The sequence below is a fragment of the Candidatus Merdisoma sp. JLR.KK011 genome (assembly GCF_036941125.1).
Taxonomy (GTDB): domain Bacteria; phylum Bacillota; class Clostridia; order Lachnospirales; family Lachnospiraceae; genus Laedolimicola.
This window is the reverse complement of the sequence record NZ_JAYWSZ010000003.1, coordinates 2173478-2193610: the sequence shown is the minus strand read 5'-3', so window position 1 is coordinate 2193610 and position 20133 is coordinate 2173478. Positions and strand designations below refer to the sequence as shown.

Annotated in this window: 22 protein-coding genes; 16 read left to right on the top strand and 6 right to left on the bottom strand. The window is 45.9% G+C overall.

Features of this window, described 5'->3' with window-relative positions:
- Positions 1-6: 6 nt before the first annotated feature.
- Together VV089_RS11780 and VV089_RS11775 are read left to right on the top strand one after the other, a co-directional pair.
- Entirely contained in the window at positions 7-192 is a 186-nt protein-coding gene (locus VV089_RS11780) for a DUF4316 domain-containing protein (RefSeq protein ID WP_334336003.1), read from the top strand.
- On the top strand, positions 189-536 hold the full coding sequence (locus VV089_RS11775; RefSeq protein ID WP_442891544.1) for a plasmid mobilization protein: 348 nt from the start codon (positions 189-191) through the stop codon (positions 534-536). The genes VV089_RS11780 and VV089_RS11775 overlap by 4 nt, the downstream gene beginning before the upstream one ends.
- Before the next feature lie 42 nt (positions 537-578).
- Here VV089_RS11775 and VV089_RS11770 read toward each other — a convergent pair whose 3' ends face one another.
- Positions 579-914: a terminase gene (locus tag VV089_RS11770; protein WP_334336002.1), complete on the bottom strand. Its 336-nt coding sequence runs from the start codon at positions 912-914 to the stop codon at positions 579-581.
- Positions 915-1074: 160 nt separating this feature from the next.
- Here VV089_RS11770 and VV089_RS11765 point away from each other — a divergent pair, with 160 nt between their 5' ends.
- A complete protein-coding gene (locus VV089_RS11765) occupies positions 1075-1842 on the top strand; it encodes a hypothetical protein (RefSeq protein WP_334336001.1) in 768 nt (255 codons plus the stop codon).
- Between the two features lie 80 nt (positions 1843-1922).
- On the top strand, positions 1923-3326 hold the full coding sequence (locus VV089_RS11760) for a relaxase/mobilization nuclease domain-containing protein (protein ID WP_442891543.1): 1404 nt from the start codon (positions 1923-1925) through the stop codon (positions 3324-3326).
- A 204-nt stretch (positions 3327-3530) separates the two neighbouring features.
- Here VV089_RS11760 and VV089_RS11755 read toward each other — a convergent pair whose 3' ends face one another.
- Positions 3531-3890 carry a helix-turn-helix domain-containing protein gene (locus VV089_RS11755; RefSeq protein ID WP_334335999.1) on the bottom strand — a complete coding sequence of 120 codons (360 nt, stop codon included), beginning with the start codon at positions 3888-3890 and terminating at the stop codon, positions 3531-3533.
- Positions 3891-4117: 227 nt separating this feature from the next.
- Here VV089_RS11755 and VV089_RS11750 point away from each other — a divergent pair, with 227 nt between their 5' ends.
- From VV089_RS11750 to VV089_RS11730, 5 genes are all read left to right on the top strand, one after another.
- Positions 4118-4705 (top strand): TetR/AcrR family transcriptional regulator, encoded by a 588-nt coding sequence (locus tag VV089_RS11750; protein ID WP_334335998.1) that lies wholly within the window; start codon positions 4118-4120, stop codon positions 4703-4705.
- 32 nt (positions 4706-4737) lie between these two features.
- Positions 4738-5535: a class I SAM-dependent methyltransferase gene (locus VV089_RS11745; protein WP_334335997.1), complete on the top strand. Its 798-nt coding sequence runs from the start codon at positions 4738-4740 to the stop codon at positions 5533-5535.
- A 505-nt stretch (positions 5536-6040) separates the two neighbouring features.
- Positions 6041-6463, top strand: coding sequence for an RNA polymerase sigma factor (locus tag VV089_RS11740; RefSeq protein ID WP_334335996.1), 423 nt, complete (start codon positions 6041-6043; stop codon positions 6461-6463).
- A gap of 514 nt (positions 6464-6977) precedes the next feature.
- On the top strand, positions 6978-7181 hold the full coding sequence (locus tag VV089_RS11735) for a hypothetical protein (RefSeq protein WP_334335995.1): 204 nt from the start codon (positions 6978-6980) through the stop codon (positions 7179-7181).
- A gap of 136 nt (positions 7182-7317) precedes the next feature.
- Positions 7318-7494 carry a hypothetical protein gene (locus tag VV089_RS11730; protein WP_334335994.1) on the top strand — a complete coding sequence of 59 codons (177 nt, stop codon included), beginning with the start codon at positions 7318-7320 and terminating at the stop codon, positions 7492-7494.
- A gap of 140 nt (positions 7495-7634) precedes the next feature.
- Here VV089_RS11730 and VV089_RS11725 read toward each other — a convergent pair whose 3' ends face one another.
- The gene (locus tag VV089_RS11725; RefSeq protein ID WP_334335993.1) at positions 7635-9458 is read right to left on the bottom strand and encodes an IS1634 family transposase; all 1824 of its coding nucleotides are present in this window, start codon (positions 9456-9458) and stop codon (positions 7635-7637) included.
- Between the two features lie 291 nt (positions 9459-9749).
- Between VV089_RS11725 and VV089_RS11720 the strand changes: the two genes are divergently transcribed.
- Positions 9750-11255, top strand: coding sequence for a recombinase family protein (locus VV089_RS11720; RefSeq protein ID WP_334335992.1), 1506 nt, complete (start codon positions 9750-9752; stop codon positions 11253-11255).
- Here VV089_RS11720 and VV089_RS11715 read toward each other — a convergent pair.
- Positions 11208-11687, bottom strand: coding sequence for a flavodoxin family protein (locus VV089_RS11715; protein ID WP_334335991.1), 480 nt, complete (start codon positions 11685-11687; stop codon positions 11208-11210). The two genes, VV089_RS11720 and VV089_RS11715, sit on opposite strands and share 48 nt — an antisense overlap.
- 109 nt (positions 11688-11796) lie before the next feature.
- The gene (locus VV089_RS11710; RefSeq protein WP_172542782.1) at positions 11797-12372 is read right to left on the bottom strand and encodes a TetR/AcrR family transcriptional regulator; all 576 of its coding nucleotides are present in this window, start codon (positions 12370-12372) and stop codon (positions 11797-11799) included.
- 240 nt (positions 12373-12612) lie between these two features.
- Between VV089_RS11710 and VV089_RS11705 the strand changes: the two genes are divergently transcribed.
- The 5 genes from VV089_RS11705 (at position 12613) to VV089_RS11685 (ending at position 17545) form a co-directional block, all read left to right on the top strand.
- Entirely contained in the window at positions 12613-12711 is a 99-nt protein-coding gene (locus VV089_RS11705; protein ID WP_172542783.1) for a PTS transporter subunit EIIB, read from the top strand.
- A 594-nt stretch (positions 12712-13305) separates the two neighbouring features.
- A complete protein-coding gene (locus VV089_RS11700) occupies positions 13306-13488 on the top strand; it encodes a hypothetical protein (protein WP_172541642.1) in 183 nt (60 codons plus the stop codon).
- 4 nt (positions 13489-13492) lie between these two features.
- Positions 13493-15169: an IS66 family transposase gene (locus tag VV089_RS11695; protein ID WP_334334951.1), complete on the top strand. Its 1677-nt coding sequence runs from the start codon at positions 13493-13495 to the stop codon at positions 15167-15169.
- A gap of 425 nt (positions 15170-15594) precedes the next feature.
- The gene (locus VV089_RS11690) at positions 15595-16365 is read left to right on the top strand and encodes a Cof-type HAD-IIB family hydrolase (RefSeq protein ID WP_172542785.1); all 771 of its coding nucleotides are present in this window, start codon (positions 15595-15597) and stop codon (positions 16363-16365) included.
- A gap of 154 nt (positions 16366-16519) precedes the next feature.
- Positions 16520-17545: a threonine aldolase family protein gene (locus VV089_RS11685; RefSeq protein ID WP_172542786.1), complete on the top strand. Its 1026-nt coding sequence runs from the start codon at positions 16520-16522 to the stop codon at positions 17543-17545.
- Between the two features lie 101 nt (positions 17546-17646).
- Here the strand turns inward: VV089_RS11685 and VV089_RS11680 are convergent, their stop codons facing one another.
- Positions 17647-18528, bottom strand: a complete 882-nt coding sequence (locus tag VV089_RS11680) for a DUF362 domain-containing protein (protein ID WP_334335990.1) — start codon at positions 18526-18528, stop codon at positions 17647-17649.
- A gap of 239 nt (positions 18529-18767) precedes the next feature.
- Here VV089_RS11680 and VV089_RS11675 point away from each other — a divergent pair, with 239 nt between their 5' ends.
- On the top strand, positions 18768-20132 hold the full coding sequence (locus VV089_RS11675; RefSeq protein ID WP_334335989.1) for a glycoside hydrolase family 3 protein: 1365 nt from the start codon (positions 18768-18770) through the stop codon (positions 20130-20132).
- Position 20133 lies beyond the last annotated feature (1 nt).

Here is a 20133-nt window from a genome sequence, read left to right as displayed (position 1 = left end):
GGATCTATGAACGGGAGAGACAATCCTTTATTGAATGCGGAGCTTACCGAAGAACAGAACGGGAACATGCTGGACGGCATACTGAACAACCTTCCGCCTTCGCCCCTCCCCCAGAGGCCGGAGGAAAAAGAGCTTGACAGAGTGAAGGAGCCGCCTGCCCCGAAACGGAGCCGGGAACGGGAGGAACGCTGACGGCAGGGAGGAAACGGGACAGGCACCTGAACGTGATGGTGACGGCGGACGAGCTGGCCCAGATACACGGGCGCATGGCCGAAGCCGGCATCTCCAACGCCGGGGCCTATATGCGGAAGATGGCCTTAAACGGCTATATCCTCCATGTGGACCTTGCGCCGGTACGGGAGCTGGTCTCCTTGCAGCGGCGGTGTTCCAACAACTTGAACCAGATAGCCGTCCACGCCCACACCTACGGGCTGTACCCGGAGGAGATAGACGGGCTGAAAGAGGACTATGAAAAGCTGTGGGGGCAGCTGTCCGGGGTATTGAAGGAGCTGGCGGCGCTGGTGGGGAAAATATAGGGGCGATCAACGAAGATCGCCCCACTCTTTTGATTTTCATATTTACATTCTTGAATACTTTGACACTAAAGATTGTGATATGCCCAACATATCCGCAATCTCTTGCTGTTTATAACCTTGCCTACGAAGATTTTTAACTTGTGAGATAAGTGCTTCTTTTCCAAGGTTACATTCAAACATAGATTCTGTTCGCACCATGCCATGTGTTTCTTTTTGCATAGTTGTAGTATACTGATATCCATCTTTTGAACCAGTAATACTTGCTGTACCTGTTTTGGTATTAAGGGTTGTCTTTACATTCTCAAGTTCTGTTTGTGCTACAAAATTTTCGAGCATTTGAATTACATTGATACCTTTTTTTACTAAATTATTTCCCATTTGGTTATACCTCCGATATTACAAAGTTATATATTTTATTACATTATGATATTTTTTAAGCAGTTTGTCAAGATACACTTATATATAATACATCATTAACACAACGATTGACGGATACGAGTTGATAGTATAAACTAGAAGAAAATTGGGGAGGTACATAATGAGTTCGCTTTTTCAAAACCATTCATGGAGTTCGTGTGTATATAAGCATATAGAACTGCCTATATATAAAACACAAGAATTTGATTTTTTTAGGTGCGTAAATGTTAAAGACTGGGTATATGGGAAAACAATAAGTGTCTTACACTCTGGAAATTTAAGAGATAACGACCACAAGGGCCGATACTCAAAATTATTTCCAAATGAAAAAATATCATATTGGGCCGATAGTAAAGAAACAGCTTTAGCAGAGATAAAAAGACACAATGGAAATAATGATTATTTGACGTTTTGGGCTTACGATGATGTGAGTAGTACATTTCCCACCTTGGGCATAGACGACTTGCCCACCATTATAGACGGTAGAGAATTAGGATTCCACTCTATACTTTTAAAGATTGAGCAAGGCGAAAATTTGACGAAGGCAGAAAATGAAATTATCCTTTCAATTCAACATGAATCTCCTGATTGTCTGGCCTATTCTTCATATGCTAAAAAGAATGGTGTAAATTTTTTGTTTTTTGAAAAAGGATTTAATACTCTAGCATTACGAGAAGTCACTCTATATCTCGGAGAACGTAAAAGTAAAAATACTAAAACCATCCCATGTGCTGTGACTTGTGATTATGCCCCTATTCTTGAAGGATATGGTTATTATTTTGAACCTATAGCAAAGACAAAATTTGATAACAATTATATTAAATCAAAAGAATTTCAGTTTCGTTCCACCAACTACAAAAATGCAGGTATTTTTCATCAATCAGAATAATTTTTATAATTATTAAGGGTGCCATAATGGCACTCTTTTTTCGGGTCAACTTGACCCGAAGCTGGAAGGGGGGATGAAGCATAGCGACCACGCGACTGATGAAACGCAAGACCACGCCGGGGCTTTCCGTGGCGCAGTCCCTAAAGGACTGTACCGACTATGGGAAGAACCCAGTCAAGACGGAAGAAGGGAAATATATCTCCGCTTATGAATGTGACCCGGCCACGGTGGACGCTGAATTTCTCTTGTGGAAAAGCAGGTACAAGACCGCCACGGGCCGGGAGCAGAAGGCGGATAGGGACGTGCTCTGCTACCAGATACGCCAGTCCTTCCTTCCCGGGGAGATCACGCCGGAGGATGCCAACCGTATCGGCTATGAGCTGGCTATGCGGTGGACGAAGGGAAAGCACCAGTTCATCGTCACCACCCACACCGACAAGGCCCATATCCATAACCACATTTATTACAATTCCACTACCCTTGACTGTACCCATAAATACCGGGATTTCCTCGGTTCCGGCCGTGCCCTCGGGCGACTGTCTGACACCCTCTGTCTGGAAAACGGCCTCTCTGTCGTGAAGCAGCCGAAGATGAAAAGTCAGGGGAAATATAAGAACTATGGGGAATGGGCCAAGGGCCGGGAAAGGCCGCTCACCTTCCAGCAGAAGCTGTGCGCCGCCATTGACGCGGCCCTTGAAAAACAGCCCTCCGGCCTTGCCGCCTTCCTCTCATTTATGGAGCAGTCCGGCTATGAGGTGAAACAGCAGCGGGGCGCAATCAGTTTCCGGGCTCCCGGCCAGGAACGGTTTACCCGTCTGCGTTCCTCCACGCTGGGGAAGGGCTACGGCCAGAAGGATATAGAGGCGGCGCTGTCTGGCTCCCGAACAGGCACGGGCCAGCCCGGCCAAAGGGTCAACCTGATTATCGACATTCAATCCAGGCTCCAGGGGAAGGGACCGGGATATGAGAGGTGGGCCAAGGTTTTCAATCTGAAACAGATGGCCGCCACCCTGGCTTTTTTGCAGGAAAATGATTTGATGGAGTATGGGCAGCTGGAAAAGAAAGCGGCAGAGGCCACGGAACGTTTCCACACACTTTCCGGCCAGATCAAGAGTGCCGAGGCAGCCCTCCAGATCAACCGGGAATTGAAGGCGGCCACGGTTCAGTATGCCAGGACCCGGCCGGTGTTCCAGGAATACAAGGCCCGGAAATACAGCCGGAAGTTCCTTGCGGAGCATGAGGGCGACATTGAACTCTACCGGGCGACCTGCGCCGACTTCAAGCGGATTCTGGGCGGGGCGAAGCTGCCAAAGATGGACGAGCTGAAGGAGGAAGGCCGGGAGCTAGCGGAGAAGAAAAAGAGGCTCTATGCCGAGTACCGGAAAGCCCGGGAGGAAATGCGGGAGGTCACGGCGGCGAAGGCGAACATTGATTATCTGCTGGGCTATGCGGAGCCGGGCAAGAAGAAGGAGCAGGAACGTTAGGGGGGGGGGGTAAAAATAAGGAGCAAAGCGACGCTGACATTTCGGGCCAAGTTGGCCCGAAGCCGGGTTTGGGGAGGCTCCCCAACAAGCAGATTTTTGCGTTCTGGCCGGAAGGCCGGAACGTCAAAAATAGCAACTGTGGCTACAGTTGCCCTGCTTGCCATTTAGCGGAACCCTCGATAAACGCCGCAAAAACGGAGGCCCCTACTCGGAAACCTCCGTTTCTCTGGCTTTCTTCAAGCCTTCGGCAGTTGCTTTCATTACAATGAGCTCCTTTTCATTCATGGCATTGAGCAGGACGTCAATCTGTTTGCGGCAACTACTTTCTACCTGACCGCTATCCGCATGAATGAACTGGTCTACCGGAATGTCAAACATGGTAACAAGTTTGACAAAGACTCCAAAACTTGGGTACTGCCCCTTGTTCTCGATATTCATAATAGTCCGGGCTCCACGTCCCACAAGCTCCGAAACATATTCCTGCGTCCAGCCTCGTTCTTCTCTGGCCTTCCGGATTGCCTGGCCCAGCCCGTGAAAATCAAACCTTCCTTCGTAATCTTCCATATACTATCACCCTATGTCATTTTATATTTCCGACATTAGTATGTGAATGTAATTGCATTTCATGTATTGTTCAATTTTATTTCAGTCACATTCATTATATCGCTTCGGGACAAGTTGGCTCGAAGTAAAAATAAGTAACAATTTCAAGATATCCTTGACAAATCACTTATGTTATGCAACAATAGTTACATAACATAAGTGACACAAAACTAGAAGGAGAAGCCAATATGCCACCAAAAGCAAAAATAACAAAAGTAAAGATATTGAATACTGTCTTAGAAATCACAAGAGAAACCGGCTTTGAAACGGTGAACGCAAGAAGTATTGCCAACAAATTGCAATGTTCTACTCGACCAATTTTCACTTGCTATGAAAATATGGATGAACTAAAAAAGGATTTTCTTAACTTTGCATACAACTACTATGAACAGTATGTTACATCTTATCGTGATTCAGAAAAAATCAATTCTTATTTAGTTTATCCGCTATCATACATTGAATTTGCCCAAAAAGAAACCTGTTTATTTAAATTTCTGTTCATAAGTGATATGGACCTGAATATGACAAAAACAACAGATTTTTATAAAGAAGAAGATAATGAAAAAAAAGCTAGGGATTTTTCTGAATCTATCGGAATTAGGTTGGAAAAGGCAAAAACGATTTTTTTGGATCTATTTCTATATTCTCATGGTATTGCTGTTCTTACGGCAACTAAGAAAATGAAATTGGATAAAGATAGTGCTCAAAAAATGGTCATAAATATATTGTCTATTTTGATAAGGCAAGAAAAAGCTGATTGGAATTTAGAAATATAATTTTAGTAACTTAAACAAAGGAGGTTTGTAACATGCAATCAAATCAATATTTAATTGATTTTTATAGCAATTATGATGAAGAAAACCGTTTGATATTAAAGCATGGTTCTGTTGAGTTCCTTACCACTATGCGTTACATTGAAAAGTATGTGACGCCAGGCAATCACATACTTGAAATCGGAGCTGGAACAGGAAGATATTCACATGCGTTAGCACGTCAAGGACATATCATAAACGCAGTAGAATTAGTAGCGCATAATATAGAAATCTTCCGTAAAAACACACAGCCAGAAGAAAACGTAACAATTATGCAAGGTAACGCCCTTAACTTATCTGCCTTTTCTGATAACACATATGATATTACCTTGATTTTGGGGCCGCTTTATCATTTATACAATGTTGCTGATAAACGACAAGCTTTAAAGGAAGCAATTCGTGTAACAAAGCCGGGAGGAATTGTTTTTGCTGCTTATGTTATATCAGACGGCTGCCTCCTTGACGAAGGATTTATGCACGGTAATATCAATGTTGCTGAATATATAAAAAATGGTTTGCTTGATTCAAAAACATTTGCTGCAAAATCTGAGCCAAAAGATTTATTTGAACTTGTTCGCAAAGAAGATATTGATCACATAATGTCTGTATTTTCTGTTAATCGTTTACATTATGTCGCAGCAGATGGGACCGCATTGCTTATGCGTGATGCCATAGATAAAATGAATCAAGATACTTTTGAATTATATTTGAAGTATCATTTTGCTACCTGTGAGCGAACAGATTTAATGGGGATTACAAGCCATGCTATTGATATATTTAGGAAACCAGCATAAATAACTCAAATTAGCATTATATAGCTATGAAACAAATGATATAAAATTTCAAAATTCCTGCCACTATAACGGTGAAAGAAAAAAACCGTCGTTGTGGTGGTATTTCGTGTTGCTTCTTAAAAAGAGGCGGCGGTTTTGAAGAAATTCAGACCGCCGTTTTCTTTTTTGAAAAAAAGAATATAGAGGGTGTGTTAAAGTTGCCCACTTTTAAGGATATGGCGGTATCCGGGAGGTATCGCTGTGTCCTTATTTATTTTCCAACTATCTGAATCGTTAAAAAAAGCCCGCCCCCTTGGAAGGATAATTCTGGCAATCAATATGAAATAATTCAGTCCAAAAACGATAGTTATATTTCATGCGTCCAAATAGCGCCATGCTGTTTGGGCGCATTTCTGTTTTTATGGGACAGCCTCGGGCCAACCTGGCCCGAAGCCCGGCCCCGGTGCCGTTCCCCACCGCCTCCGTTTCGGTAACTCATTCACCAAACACCGAAACGGAGGTAAACATGACTATCATCAATCTTCGGGATTTCTACCCGTACTATACAGCGGATTCCTTTATTGAAGTGCCTGACGAGGTAGCGGATGCAATGGCGGAGTTTGACCGCAAGGAGGCGGCCTACCGTCTGCGTACATACCGCCACAAAGCCTACTATTCCCTTGACCGGGAGGACGGCATTGAGCACTCGGCCTTGTTCGTTTCCCTTTCCCCTTGTGAGATTTACGAGCGCAAAGTCACCATGCAGGAACTCCACGCGGCTATTTCCAGCCTGCCCGACAAACAGGCAAAACGTATCTACGCCCATTTCGTCCTCGGCATGAGCAAGACTGACATTGCCAGAGCCGAAGGCGTGGACGAAAAGGTGGTGCGCCTGGCAATCGAGCGGGGGCTTCGGAACATGGAAAAATTTTTGAAAAATAATCTCTAAGGTGTACCGAAAAAGCCCTGAAAATGAAATGGTATATAGAAAGGCGGAAGCGCCCCGGGACAAGCTGGCCCGAAGCGTGGACGGACCTTTCCGGCAGATTGAAAACTGAATAAAAAGATACCCGGATACGAAGGGTGGATGTGCCAGGCGACAGGCCCGCCGTGACTTCCGTTTCCATTGTGGCTTTCACTTTGGGGGCGGGAATAGCGATAAAGCCCATGCCGCAGGCGGGGCCGTGGCTGGTCCCGCCGGATAAGGCACGCCCCCGGATACTTGCGTTCAGTCACAGTCCGAGCGTTGAAGCGGCCTTGCAAGCCGTGAGCCGTCGCAGGCAATGAGGACGCCTTGCCATAAGAATGGGGAGAGTTGAGACACTATGGGGTGGACAAGCCTACACCCGTCCGGGAAATCTGTTTTACAAAAACCATCAGGGAGCCGCCCGCTCTCACTGTCTTGTGACAGGCCAACAAAAACGGCGCGGCTCCCTGAACTTTTATGAAAGGAAGTGCAGGTTATGGCAAAATCTTTGCAGGAAATCCAGGACATGCTGACAGACAAATGGAGCAACAATGCCTGCCGTGGGTATGTCATCAAGGCAATGAAAAGCTGCGGCTATAAGTCAAAGGACATCCGGGAGGTTCTCATAGAGCTGTACGAAGTGTTTGACTTCTGCTCCGTGGAGGAAGCGGCGGCCTATTATGAACACTGGCAGCCCTAACCTCGGGCCAAGCTGGCCCGAAGCGTGGAGAAAGACGAAGGGGCAGCGCTCTTTACCGGGCGCTGCTTTTTCGTGTTTCCCCATAGGACAAGAGGGAAACGGAAGGCTTCAACCCCGATTCGGAAAGGAGGCCCAGATGGTACAATCTGTAACCTACCAGAGAGAAACAAGGACCGTCCCCTTCCAGGGAAAGACGATTGTGCTGGAAAGCCTTACCCCGGTGCTTTCCCCAAAAGAGAAGGAGAAACGGAAAAAAGAGATTGAGCGCTGTCTGTATGACGTGTTCAGCAAGTACCGCCAGAGCCGGCGCTGACCCCGACAACATTGCCCTCCGGGGCTATCAATGGTATCTCAAGTTTGGAAAAAAGACGGCTCAAAGCCTCTCAATTAGGGCTTTGAGCCGATTTGTCTACATAGGTTATACGGGCCGTTTTTCGTAATGAAAAAATTTTTTTAGTACCGCAGGAGCTTCTTCATTTGCAGCTGAGTCCTGTACTTGTTATTAAGATCTATATGGAAGATATCCCCGCAATCTTTGAGTATCTCGTCAAAATACAGAAGTTGATACAGTCCGGTGTCTATCTTGGTGCAATTGTATTTACGGAGACTGTCAAGTATTCTTCCAACAGGATATTTGTTCCCAAGCTTTGCCTGAAGAAGACGTATCAGAACTAAAGCGGTGAAGCATGTGGAAAAATGTGCGTCTATGTGGTCATTCGTAGATACATAGACCGGGCGAGATTTGAAGTCTGATTTAGAAACCTTAAAAGTATCTTCAATGTGTATAAGGCCTCGGTATATGTCCCGCAGTTCAAAATCACTCATATTCAATTCGCTTGTAACGATTGCATAGTATCCGTCATAAAGTTCCTGTTCCCGGATCTTTTCTTCATCCAGCTCAAGAACCTTTCCTTCCAGGATTTCCCCCGTGGTTTTATCAAACGATATATTTTTTACATATGCAGCACTTCCGGCAGAAGTCACTTTGTCGTATTTTTTAGGGTGTTTAATCAGATCCCTGGCACGTGCAACCATAACGTCACGATCTGCTTTCTGTTTTTTCGCATATTTTTCAGAATAGTAAGCCATCTGCTTCTGGTCAGCGCGGACTGTTTTCTTAGAAGTTTTTTTGCTTCCGGGTTTTGTTGTGTTTACATGCAATTCTTTTGGATATATGCGCGATTTATGCTTGAACGCAATCTCTTTCCCGGCGTCGTCCTTTACTTTATCGATTATATAATCTTCTGCGAGCACCCATGCTTTAAATTCCGCGTCGGCGCCCCGGACGGATTGTCCGTATACATAACCATCACGTTGATTGTTATCCCCTTTGTTGCTTCCATTAATCCAATAGATATTGTCCGACGTGTTGAGCCCGCGGTCCGCTACGAATATGGTACGGGTATTGGAATAATCTTTCTTTAAGCGGTTTATAATAGGGCGCATATGGAGTTTTTCCGACTCATTTCCAGGAAACAGGTCGTAGGCCATAGGGATGCCGTTTTTATCTATAAGAAGTCCCATTTCAACGATTGGGTCGGGACGGCGGTTTTTCTCCGGTCCTCTTTTTCTATACTTTGGCTGGATTTCGCCGCCGTTTTTATCAACCGGTTTTCCGTCATCATTCAAAATGTCTGCATCGGGGCGGCCGATATCAAAGTAATAGTTGGTACAGTCAAAATAAGCAACCGAAAGGTCGCGTTCCGAGATTTTTCCGGAATGGTCAAAGATCCATTTTTGGAGGGCTTCCTGGTTTCTGGCAATGATGTCAAGAGAATAGTAAACATCATCGAGACAGAAGCCGTTGAAACCCTCAAAGAAAATATTCCGCCTGTCATAGGCTTTTTTCTTAGAACCGGGGTAGAGTATTCTGGAAAATACAAGAAGGCGGAAAATCTTGTCAATGCTGTAATCAATCGAAAGATGCCTTGTTTTCCAGTTCCAGAACTTATCGAGTTCTAATTCCTTATAAAGCGCTTTAAGAATCCCATAGCCGATATTTTTAAGACTGTCTTCGCCTATGGATATTTTCGCATCCAGATCAATGATGACGGACTGCTTACGGATTTCCCTGTTTTGGGCAGTGCGCAGTTCGCATACTGTTTTGAAATGTGCGACAGGATCGTCATAAATTTTTTGGAGTTCATCAAGCCGCCCCAGACTTTCGAGCATTTTGCTTCGGACTCTGCCTTTTCCAGTAGTAGTATCTTTATCGTAATAGGTTTCGTATATATACAAACGGGAAACACCTTTTGATGTAATAACTTTGACATGCATAGTAGACCCCTCCCTGGATATTAGTATACCACAAATCGAAGAATAAATCAATATAACCTATGTAAAATATACAACATATTGACAAAAAAATACCAGCAATCACAAGGGCTGCTGGGTCTATATGCTGCTAAGCAATTCCAAATTCAGGAGATTGAGCGCTGTCTGTATGACGTGTTCAGCAAGTACCGCCAGAGCCGGCGCTGACCCCGACAACATTGCCCTCCGGGGCTATCAATGGTATAATATACTTGTAAGGTTGGTAGCTCCATTCCCATAGGAAAGGAGCCTACAATGAACATTAGAGAAGATTATATTTATGCCAGACAGTCCGTTGACCGCAAGGACAGTATCAGTATTGAGAGCCAGATTGACTTCTGCAAGTACGAGCTGAAAGGCGGCAGCTGCAAGATTTTCAAGGACAAGGGCTATTCGGGGAAGAACACCGACCGGCCCGAGTTCCAGAGACTGCTTGACGAGATCCGCAAAGGGAAGGTGCGGCGGGTAATCGTCTACAAGCTGGACCGGATCAGCCGCTCCATTCTGGATTTTGCGAACATGATGGAGCTGTTCCAGGAGTACGACGTGGAGTTTGTTTCCTCCACGGAAAAGTTCGACACCTCCACCCCAATGGGGCGGGCCATGCTGAATATCTGCATTGTGTTCGCCCAGCTGGAACGGGAGACCATCCAGAAGCGCGTCACGGACGCCTACTATTCCCGGTGCCTGAAAGGCTTCCACATGAGCGGCCAGGCCCCCTACGGCTTCCGGCTGGAGCCGACCACGGTTGAAGGCATCCGTACAAAAATGATGGTGCCGGACCTGGCAGCCGCAGACCATGTACGCCTGATGTTTGAAATGTACGCCGAGCCTGGGACCTCCTTCGGGGACATCAGCCGGTACTTTGAAGAAAACGACATCAAGGTTCACGGAAAATCGCTGTTCCGTCCCTTCCTCTCCCAGCTGCTCCGCAACCCGGTATACGCACAGGCCGACCTGGAATTGTATGAGTTCTTCAAGAGCCAAGGGGCGGCAGTTATCAATGACGTCGCCGACTTCGCCGGGACAAATGGCTGCTATCTCTATCAGGGGCGGGACGTGAAGGAGGACAAGGACAGGAGCCTAAAAGACCAGATACTTGTTATCGCTCCCCATGAAGGGATTGTTTCCTCTGACACCTGGCTGAAATGCCGGAAAAAGCTCATGGCGAACATCACCTTCCAGAACGGGAGGAAGGCCCGGAATACATGGCTGGCCGGTAAAGTGAAATGCGGAAAATGTGGTTATGCTTTAAAAGTCACCCGCAACCCTTCCGGCTATGAATACCTTCGGTGTAATAAACGGTCCGACCACAAGGGCTGTCCGGGGTGCGGCACTCTCCGCAAAGTGGAATTTGAGCAATTCATTTTTAACGCTATGGGGGAAAAATTCCGGGATTTCAAGTACCTTCGGGGCTGTGAGGAAAAGGCCAACCCGAAATTGACCGCCTATCAAGTGGAGCTGGCACAGGTAGAGGCGGAAATTGAAAAGTTACTTGATACACTGACCGGGGCAAACGCTACTCTGCTTGCCTACGCCAACAAGAAAATCGAGGAGCTGGACATGCGCCGCCAGAAAATCACAAAAGCGATTGCCGATTTATCCGTGGAGACCATTTCCCAGCAGCAGATTGATCTGCTGTCCGGCTATCTGGACGACTGGGAGAATATCAGCTTTGAGGATAAGAGGAAAGCCACGGACGGCTTGATTTCATCAATCAGCGCAACCAGCGAGTATGTAAAAATAGAGTGGAAAATCTGACTTTTCCACTCTGCATATCTGAAACATTTCTTTATATCGTTTGTAGCCCCTTGTACACTGATGTTTATAATGTTTTTTATATCTAAGGTAATGCCTCATTTGTCCATTTTTAAATCGTAAATTCATTGTCAAAAGAGGTAATATTCTATCAAAAATATTTTTTAACTTATATGATACAAAGCCTAATCTTAAATCTGTTATAAAAACAACTTGTTTTGATTGCAAAAATTTGATAAGCAATCTTTCATAATCATCTTTTATAGTGCATATTCCCGGTGTTACAAGCCAACAACGATTACAACCTATGCAGCCTTTTATATTCATGTCTTCTGCATAAATAACCTCAACATTATTTATGTTTTTTTGTATATTTTCAATTATTTTTTTATTATATAAATCATCTTTCTTAAGTGTTGAAATAATTAAATTCATAACATCATCACCCGTTCAAGTTCTGGTTTGTCGCTTTGTTAATCAGTTTTGCATTTTTACTTATTCTCATTCCTTGCTTCCTTACTGAAAAAGTATTTGTGTTGCTTTTTCATAATAAACTTCCTTCTTCTATCAGATGCATTGCTCCAAAATAGGCATTAGACAATGTCTTTATACAATATGCTTCATCATAAACCATTGCATTGTTGGCAAGCAGACTGGTTATTCCATGTGTTACTAAAAAAATTTGCGAAAATATGCTATATGCCTGTTGCTCGTCTACCTTTGCTTGTTTCCTTAGGATAGGGAATAAAAAATCAAAATTTTTCCCGGTAAGCCAATCAGAAAGGGAAATGCCTATACAATAGTTTGAATGATACAAAAAGCGAAAAAGATTTTTTTCTTCTACGGCAAATTGAATATATCTCATACCCACTTCCAACATAGGGCGTTCGTATTTGCCGCTTAAATTTGTTACATAGTTAATATGAAACTCACTTGCTTTTTTATATGTTGCAATTCGGACATCTTCAATCGTTTTAAAATGATATAAAACGGGCTGCGTGGAACAGCCGAGTTTTTGTGAAACTGTCCGGGCGTTTATGTTTTCTGCTCCCATTTCTTTTACAGTTTCAAAAGCTGCGTCTATAATCATTTCTTTTGTGACTTTCGCGATTGCTGGCATATTTGCACCTCCATTTATAATTTATATTATATATAACTAAAATTATAAATCAAGGCAATTTTTCTGTCAATCCTTCCGGAAATTTGCAATTTTATTTGAAGAAAAAGCAGAATATAAAAGGCATTTATGAAGAAAACGGCCAGAAGTATGTCAAACCATTGTGGAATAAAAGCTGATTGGTTAAAGTGGATTTATCAACAAAAACAATATGAACAAGAAAGAGAAAAGGAAGGTAGGAAAATGGATTATGCAGGTGTTGCAGCCCGGATTATGGAGCTCTGTGGCGGAAATGGTAATGTAAGCAGTGTTACACATTGCGCAGCCAGATTGAGACTGTGAAATTACATAATATAGGGGGCAGCGGCGATGTGAAAGAAGCAGCTCCCCATAAAGCTGAATCAGGGGAAAAACTGACAGGTAAAGCAAGGGCTAAGGAATTGGGCGAGACATCCACTTATACGCTGCTTGGCACGGCTGAGGATGGGACGCATATGGACTCTTAGGGAATGTGAACTTCAAAACTTTGGAGAAAACCAATTGCATTCCCGGGAAAACAGCTGTATGCTATACTAAGCGGCTTTTATTTTACAAATCTTCCGAGGAAGAGGTTCGCATCCGCAGGTTACTGTTCACTCCCTACATTTGACGATTGTGAAAAGTGACGAAATTTAAATTTTTTATATGTGGATAAATAAAGCGGACAGAAAAATGATGTTTATAGTTTTTCTGTCCGCTTTATTTATCAGAAAGTTATCCACATTTCTGTCTTCCGTTTCGTCCCAGGCATGCTTCCTTGCCCTCTTTTTATGGATAATATTTACTCGCTTTTTTTAAATTATCCACCGTCAAATTGACCATGCCCTCAAATACGGAAATTCGCATTTTGAGGGCATCTATAGTATAATTGCCTTATGAAAACGGAGGATTGAGAGAATGAAAAACATGGAAGATGAAATCGTCCTGCTTAACAAGGCCGTTGCCTGTCTCGAAGAGGAAGTCCAGGCAAAAAATGAAATCATCAGGCAGCAGGAACGCATCATTAAGGCCCAACAGGAACACAACGGTGAATTATCGGCGCTGATGAACAGAATTCTTGACTCCTTAAAGAAGGGCTGACCACATGAACGCTTCCTTTGAATACACCACCACTCTTGAATACAGGCTGAAAGCGGCCAACGCACAGATATGCGCTTTCAAATCCGGTGAAATATATGTCCGCATGCAGGAGGAATACCTGAAAGAATTACGTTCTTTGGAACGGGAAATCCGGAAATTGAAGGACGAGCTTTCACGTGCCCGCAGTGAAACCGTTTCCGTCCGCAATCAATGGTTTGAGATATTTGAAGAACTTCAAAAGGAATGCGAGCGAAAGCTGTCGGCCTTGCGAAAAGAATTGGAACGAATGGAAAGGCGTGCCATAAAGGCAGAAAGACAGAGAGACGCCGCACTGGACAAGGCAACCCGGCAGCGCCATAAGATCTATGGGCTGGAAACGGCGCTGGAAGAGGAAAAGGGCAGGAACTTGAAGCTGAGGGCGCAAATCAACCGGGATTATGAAAATTCCTCCATCCCTTCTTCCAAAACGCTCCGCCGCAAGAAGATCTCCAACGGCCGGGAAAAAAGCGGCCGTAAGCCGGGCGCCCAGCCGGGACATCCGGGACACCGCAGGAAAAAGCAGATCCCTGCCACGGATCCGGTTCTGCTGCCGCCGCCCCGGGAAGTGCTGGAAGATCCGGATTTCAAAAAGACTTCAAAAACGATCGTGAAACAGCTGGTCAACATACGTACGATACTGGAGGTCACGGAATACCACGCAGATGTGTATTATAATTCCAAAACCGGCGAGCGGATCCATGCGGAGTTTCCTCCCGGCGTTGTGGACGAGGTGAATTATGGTGGAAGCGTCAAGGCCTTCCTGTTTCTGTTGAATAACGACTGCTGCACTTCCATCGACAAAAGCAGGAAATTCCTTTCCGATTTGACTGATGGCAGGCTCAGCATATCCAAGGGCATGGTTAATAAGCTTGGCAGGGAATTTGCCAAAAAAACGGAACAGGAACGAAAAGCGACGTTTGCCGATCTGCTGCTTAGCCCCGTCCTTCATACGGATTGTACCAACGCAAAGGAAAACGGAAAAAATGCTTATGTATTTGTGTGCGCTGCCCCGGATGGAAAAGCGATGTATTTTGCACGCAGGAAAAAAGGGCACGAAGGAGTAAAAGGCACCCCGGTCGAAGATTACCAGGGAATCCTGGTTCACGATCATGAGAAAACCTTTTATAACTATGGTGCACAACACCAGGAGTGTCTTGCGCATGTCCTCCGCTATCTGAAGGACAGCATAGATAATGAGGCTGACCGGACCTGGAACAAGGAAATGCGTGCTCTGGTACAGGAAATGATCCACTACCGGAACGGCCTGCCGGAAGAGGCGCCTCCTGACACCGAAAAGGTCAGGGAGTATGAAGAACGCTACCGGGCAATACTGCAAAAAGCGAAAGAGGAATACGAATACATTCCAGCAAGTGAGTATTATAAGGACGGATACAACCTGTATCTGCGGATGGAAGAATACATGTCCAACCATCTTCTGTTCCTGCATGATCACAGAGTTCCGGCTACAAACAATGAAGCGGAGCGTCTGCTTAGAGGATATAAGCGCAAGCAGCAGCAGGCTGTGTCATTCAGGGGATTCGAGTCCATCGAGTATCTCTGTGAATGCATGAGCATGCTTATTCAGATACGCCAAAACGAAGAATCAAATTTATATAACAGAGTATCCGAGATATTTGGATAAAGAAAACCGATGGTTTCGACTAAGATTAGTCTACACCATCGGTTTGTTTATCACAAGCTGACCTCTGAACAGTAACATCCGCAGAACAGGAATCAAAAAAATATATACAGGACACTGTACAGGAGAACCGGCATTTGCTATATTAAAGGAGGAACTAGTAGTCCGTACCGGAAATCCTTGTGCATATTTCCGGTCTATTTCTCCGATAGCACAGGTCAAAAAGCCTCGCCGTAGCACCACTACGTCTGCGTTTTTTGACCTGCACTCTCGGAAAAATATCCTCAGAAATATGCACAAGGATTTCCGATACGGACTACTAGGCAGCTGCGCAGAGCAGATTTATACAGGGATGGAGATGGAACTGTAGCTGTGCACTGATTTGTGCATTCTGAGGAATATTACGGAACTGGAATAGGAGAAAACACATGAGTATAAAGGCAGCATTTTTTGACATCGACGGAACACTATTATCCCATAAGACACACGCCGTTCCAAAGGACACATTAGAATCTCTTGCACGGCTTCGGAGCCGCGGGATCAAGCTCTTCACCTCCACGGGGAGACATATTCTCGAACTGGACGGACTTCCTGTCCGTGATATAGAGTTTGACGGATATGTACTGCTTAACGGCCAGCTTTGCCTGGATGAAAAACGGAATATCTTGTCGGGAGAAGCCATTGACAGGACAGATATAGAGAATATTCTTCCTATATTTGAAGAAAAGCAGCTTCCCCTGGGTTTTGTGGAACTGGATCGGCTGTACATGAATGTTGTGAATGAAAGGGTAAGATGGATTCATCAGGAGATTTCAACCAAGGTTCCGGAGATAGACGTGTATCGGGGCGCTCCGGTGTATCTCATCAATGCCTTTGTGGACAGAAAAGAAGCGGAAGGGCTGCTCGAGCAGCTTCCCCACTGCAAAATGACTTGGTGGAATGCCCTGGGTTCCGATTATATTTCCAAAAGCGGCGGCAAGGTAGTCGGCATACAGAAAATGCTGGAGCATCACGGCATTGAAAGAGAGGAAATCATAGCTTTCGGAGACGGGGAAAATGACATTGAAATGCTGAAATACGCTGGAATCGGCGTTGCCATGGGAAATGGGGAAGAGTGTGCCAAGCAGAGCGCCGATTACATAACGGATGACATAGACGCAGGCGGAATTCTACACGCCCTGCAGCATTATGGAATCTAAAAATATTTTTATTTGATGGTAAAGCCGCAAAGGCGCACGAGGGGAACTTTTATGAGTGTTTTTTCGAATAAAAGTTTCTCTCATTACAGGTGTGCCGAAGGGACTTTGCACTTTAGTGCTGCCGCGCAGCGACTTTTAATAGGAGGACTAAGGTATGATATCGTTTGAAAGCGATTATGTGGAAGGCGCCCACGAACAGATTTTAAAGCGCCTGACAGAAACGAATCTGGAGAAGCTTACCGGCTATGGGCAGGATTGGTACTGCGAGCGTGCAAAGGAAAAGATACGGGAAGCCTGCCAGTGTCCCGAGGCAGAAATCTTCTTTCTGACAGGCGGCACGCAGACCAATATGATAGCCATTGATTCCATGCTGAAGTCCTATGAAGGCGTAGCGGCGGCAAAGACAGGCCATATAAGCGCCCACGAGGCCGGAGCCATCGAATACCACGGTCATAAGGTACTGGAGCTTCCGGAGCACCAGGGAAAAATATGCGCCAGGGAATTAAAGTCCCTGCTGGAAAGCTTCTGGCAGGATGAAAACCATGAACACATGGTATTTCCCGGAATGGTCTACATTTCCCATCCTACCGAGTACGGAACCCTCTACAGCCAGGCAGAGCTCAAGGAGCTTTCAGACGTTTGCAGAAGCTATGAGATTCCCCTCTACCTGGACGGAGCCCGTCTGGGCTATGGACTGATGAGCCGGGAGACGGATGTGAGTCTTCCTATGATAGCAAAATACTGCGATGTCTTTTACATCGGAGGAACCAAGGTGGGAGCACTCTGTGGGGAAGCGCTGGTGTTTACAAAGAAAAATATGCCCAGGCATTTTTTGAGCATTGTAAAGCAGCACGGAGCGCTTCTGGCAAAGGGGCGGCTTCTGGGGATACAGTTTGATGCCCTGTTTACGGATCGGCTTTACTTTGAAATCAGCCGCCATGCAATAGAGATGGCAGAGCTTTTAAAGGAAGGATTGGAGAAAAAGGGGTATACGCTCTATCTGAAATCACCCACCAACCAACAGTTTCTTCTCCTGGAAAATGAGACTTACCAGGCGCTGCAAAAAGAAGCGGCCATGGGCTTCTGGGAAAGGCCGGATCCGGAGCATACCGTGGTGCGCCTGGCAACAAGCTGGGCTACAAGGCGGGAGGATGTAGAGGCGTTTCTGGATTTGCTGTAGTATCGGTAAGGAACGGCTTTGGATGTGAAATACATGCAGGGCTGTTTTTTTATGTATCAATCAAACAGCCCTGCATTTTTCACAGCCCCAAAATATTGTTTTTAATCCAGGGTCACAAGCTCATATTCCCGTGTGCCAAGCCCCAGTTCCACAGCAGCCTCAATGGTATGAATCCCGTTTCTGGACTCCATACGCTCAATCAGGGCAGCCTTTCCGGGATCGGGAGAATTGTAAACGGCATCCACGCAGGCCTGGTCAATTGCAACCGGGTCAAGAGAAGCGAAGATTCCAAGATCTGCCATCTCTGGGTCATGGGGATGGGCATCGCAGTCGCAGTCTACAGACAGGCGGTTCGCCACATTGACATAAAGCATATTCCGCGTTCCCAGATAATCCATCACGGCGCTGTCTGCATCGGCCATAGATTCCAGGAAGGAGTCGTGATCTGCCGTAAAGAGATCATCAAATTTTGTCATAGGCGCGCCATTGCAGTGAATATGTCCTTTTCCATGGGCAGAAGCAATTCCGATTGCCACGTTCTTGAGAGCGCCGCCGAAGCCGCCCATAGCATGCCCTTTAAAATGAGACAGTACCAGCATAGAGTCGTACCGCTCCAGATGGCTGCCCACATAGTTTTCCTTCAGCTGCTTTCCGTTCCGGACCGGCAGCGCCAGTTCCCCGTCCTCGTCCATCAGATCACAGGGAGCAATGGCGGCGAAGCCATGATCCTTGAAGGTCTGCCAGTGAGCTTCGGAGGTGTTGCGCCGTCCCTCATAGGCCGTATTGCATTCCACAATGGTTCCCTCAAGCTTCTGAACCAGAGGCCCGATAAGCTGCGGCTGCAGAAAGTTGCGGCCTCCGGGCTCGCCGGTGGAGATCTTAACGGCCACCTTTCCGTGAAGCTCCCGTCCCAGAGCCTCATAAATGCGAACCAGGCTCTTAGGTGTGATTTCCTTTGTAAAATATACCTTTGCTTTTTCCATAATCACTCGTCCTTTCCGAATTGATATTAGACACTACTGATATGATAAATTTTCCAGGTCTTCTTGTCAAGACTGGATCTAAAGAGAGCTGAAAATGTCTAAAATAGAGGAATAGCGCTTTTAAAACAGAAGATGATTGTAGAAATAATTTCAGATATGGTACAATACCCTCAGTGAACAAGACGTATGTTTCTTGTTCCCCAAGCTGCCGTCAGCGGACATGAACAGGAGAGAGTGCTATGAGAAGACGCAGAAGAAAGCGCAATAGAAGAAACGGAAGATTTCATTACAGGCTTTTTGCCGGCATGATGTTTCTTTTCCTGGCAGGCATAGGCGTATTTGCCTGGAGCTATATACAGAAAAACCTGGATTTGCAGAAGGAAAAAGGCACCTTAACCAGCGCCGTTCTATACAGGCTTAAGGAAGAGGAAAAATGTTCTGACTTTGCGCAGACGGAATCGGATCAGAGAGGCGGTCAGCCAGAACAGGAATCCCATCTTGCGAAATCCCAGGAGGAGCTTCTGGAGCAGGAAATAGAAGCGTTTCTCGATAAAATGACATTAGACGAAAAAATTTACCAGATGTTCATTCTTACACCGGAGCAGCTCACCGGCATATCACCCGTCACGGCAGCCGGAGACGCCACAAAAGACAAGCTGGCCCAATATCCCGTAGGCGGCCTAATCTATTTCGCTTCCAATCTGCTCTCGGAAGAACAGACAAAGGAAATGCTTAACAACACCAGAGCTTACGGTGAGGAGATAGAAGGCCTCCCCCTGTTTCTCTGCATTGACGAGGAGGGAGGCCGGGTAGCCCGGATAGGGAAAAATCCTGCTTTTTCAGTGAAGCAGGTAGGACCTATGGGACAGCTTACTACAGAAGAAGAGGCATATCGGGCAGGCACAGTTATAGGAGCATATCTCCGTGAACTGGGCTTCAACACAGACTTCGCCCCAGATGCTGACGTGCTGACAAATGAGAAAAATACAGTCATAGGCGACCGCTCCTTCGGAAGCGATCCCGATAAGGCTGCACGAATGGCGGCCGCCGTATCCAAGGGGCTTCACACAGAGGGCATTCTAAGCACATTCAAGCACTTTCCGGGTCATGGGGCAACGGAAGGCGACACCCATGACGGATATGCTTATACGGAAAAAACCTATGAGGAATTGAAGGCGGCGGAGCTGGTTCCTTTTGCGGCTGCCGGAGAATGCGGTGCAGACATGGTGATGGCTGCGCATATTTCCCTGCCGAAGATCGTGGGAGACAGCACGCCTGCTTCCCTGTCTTATAAAATGATAACAGAGATATTAAGGGAAGATCTGGGCTTTCAGGGCCTGGTCGTCACAGACGCCATGAATATGGGAGCCATTGGGGAACATTACAGCGCAAAGGAGGCGGCGGTAAAGGCCGTGGAAGCAGGCGTAGATCTCCTGCTGATGCCGAAGGATTTCCAGGAAGCCTTCCAGGGTATAAAGGAAGCTGTTTCCAGCGGAAGGATAGGGGAGGAGCGGATAGAGGAATCCCTTCAAAGAATTCTGCGCGTTAAGCTTCAGATGGGGCAGGCGCCTGCGGCAAAAGCTGCGGAGGAACAGCGGCTTTAAA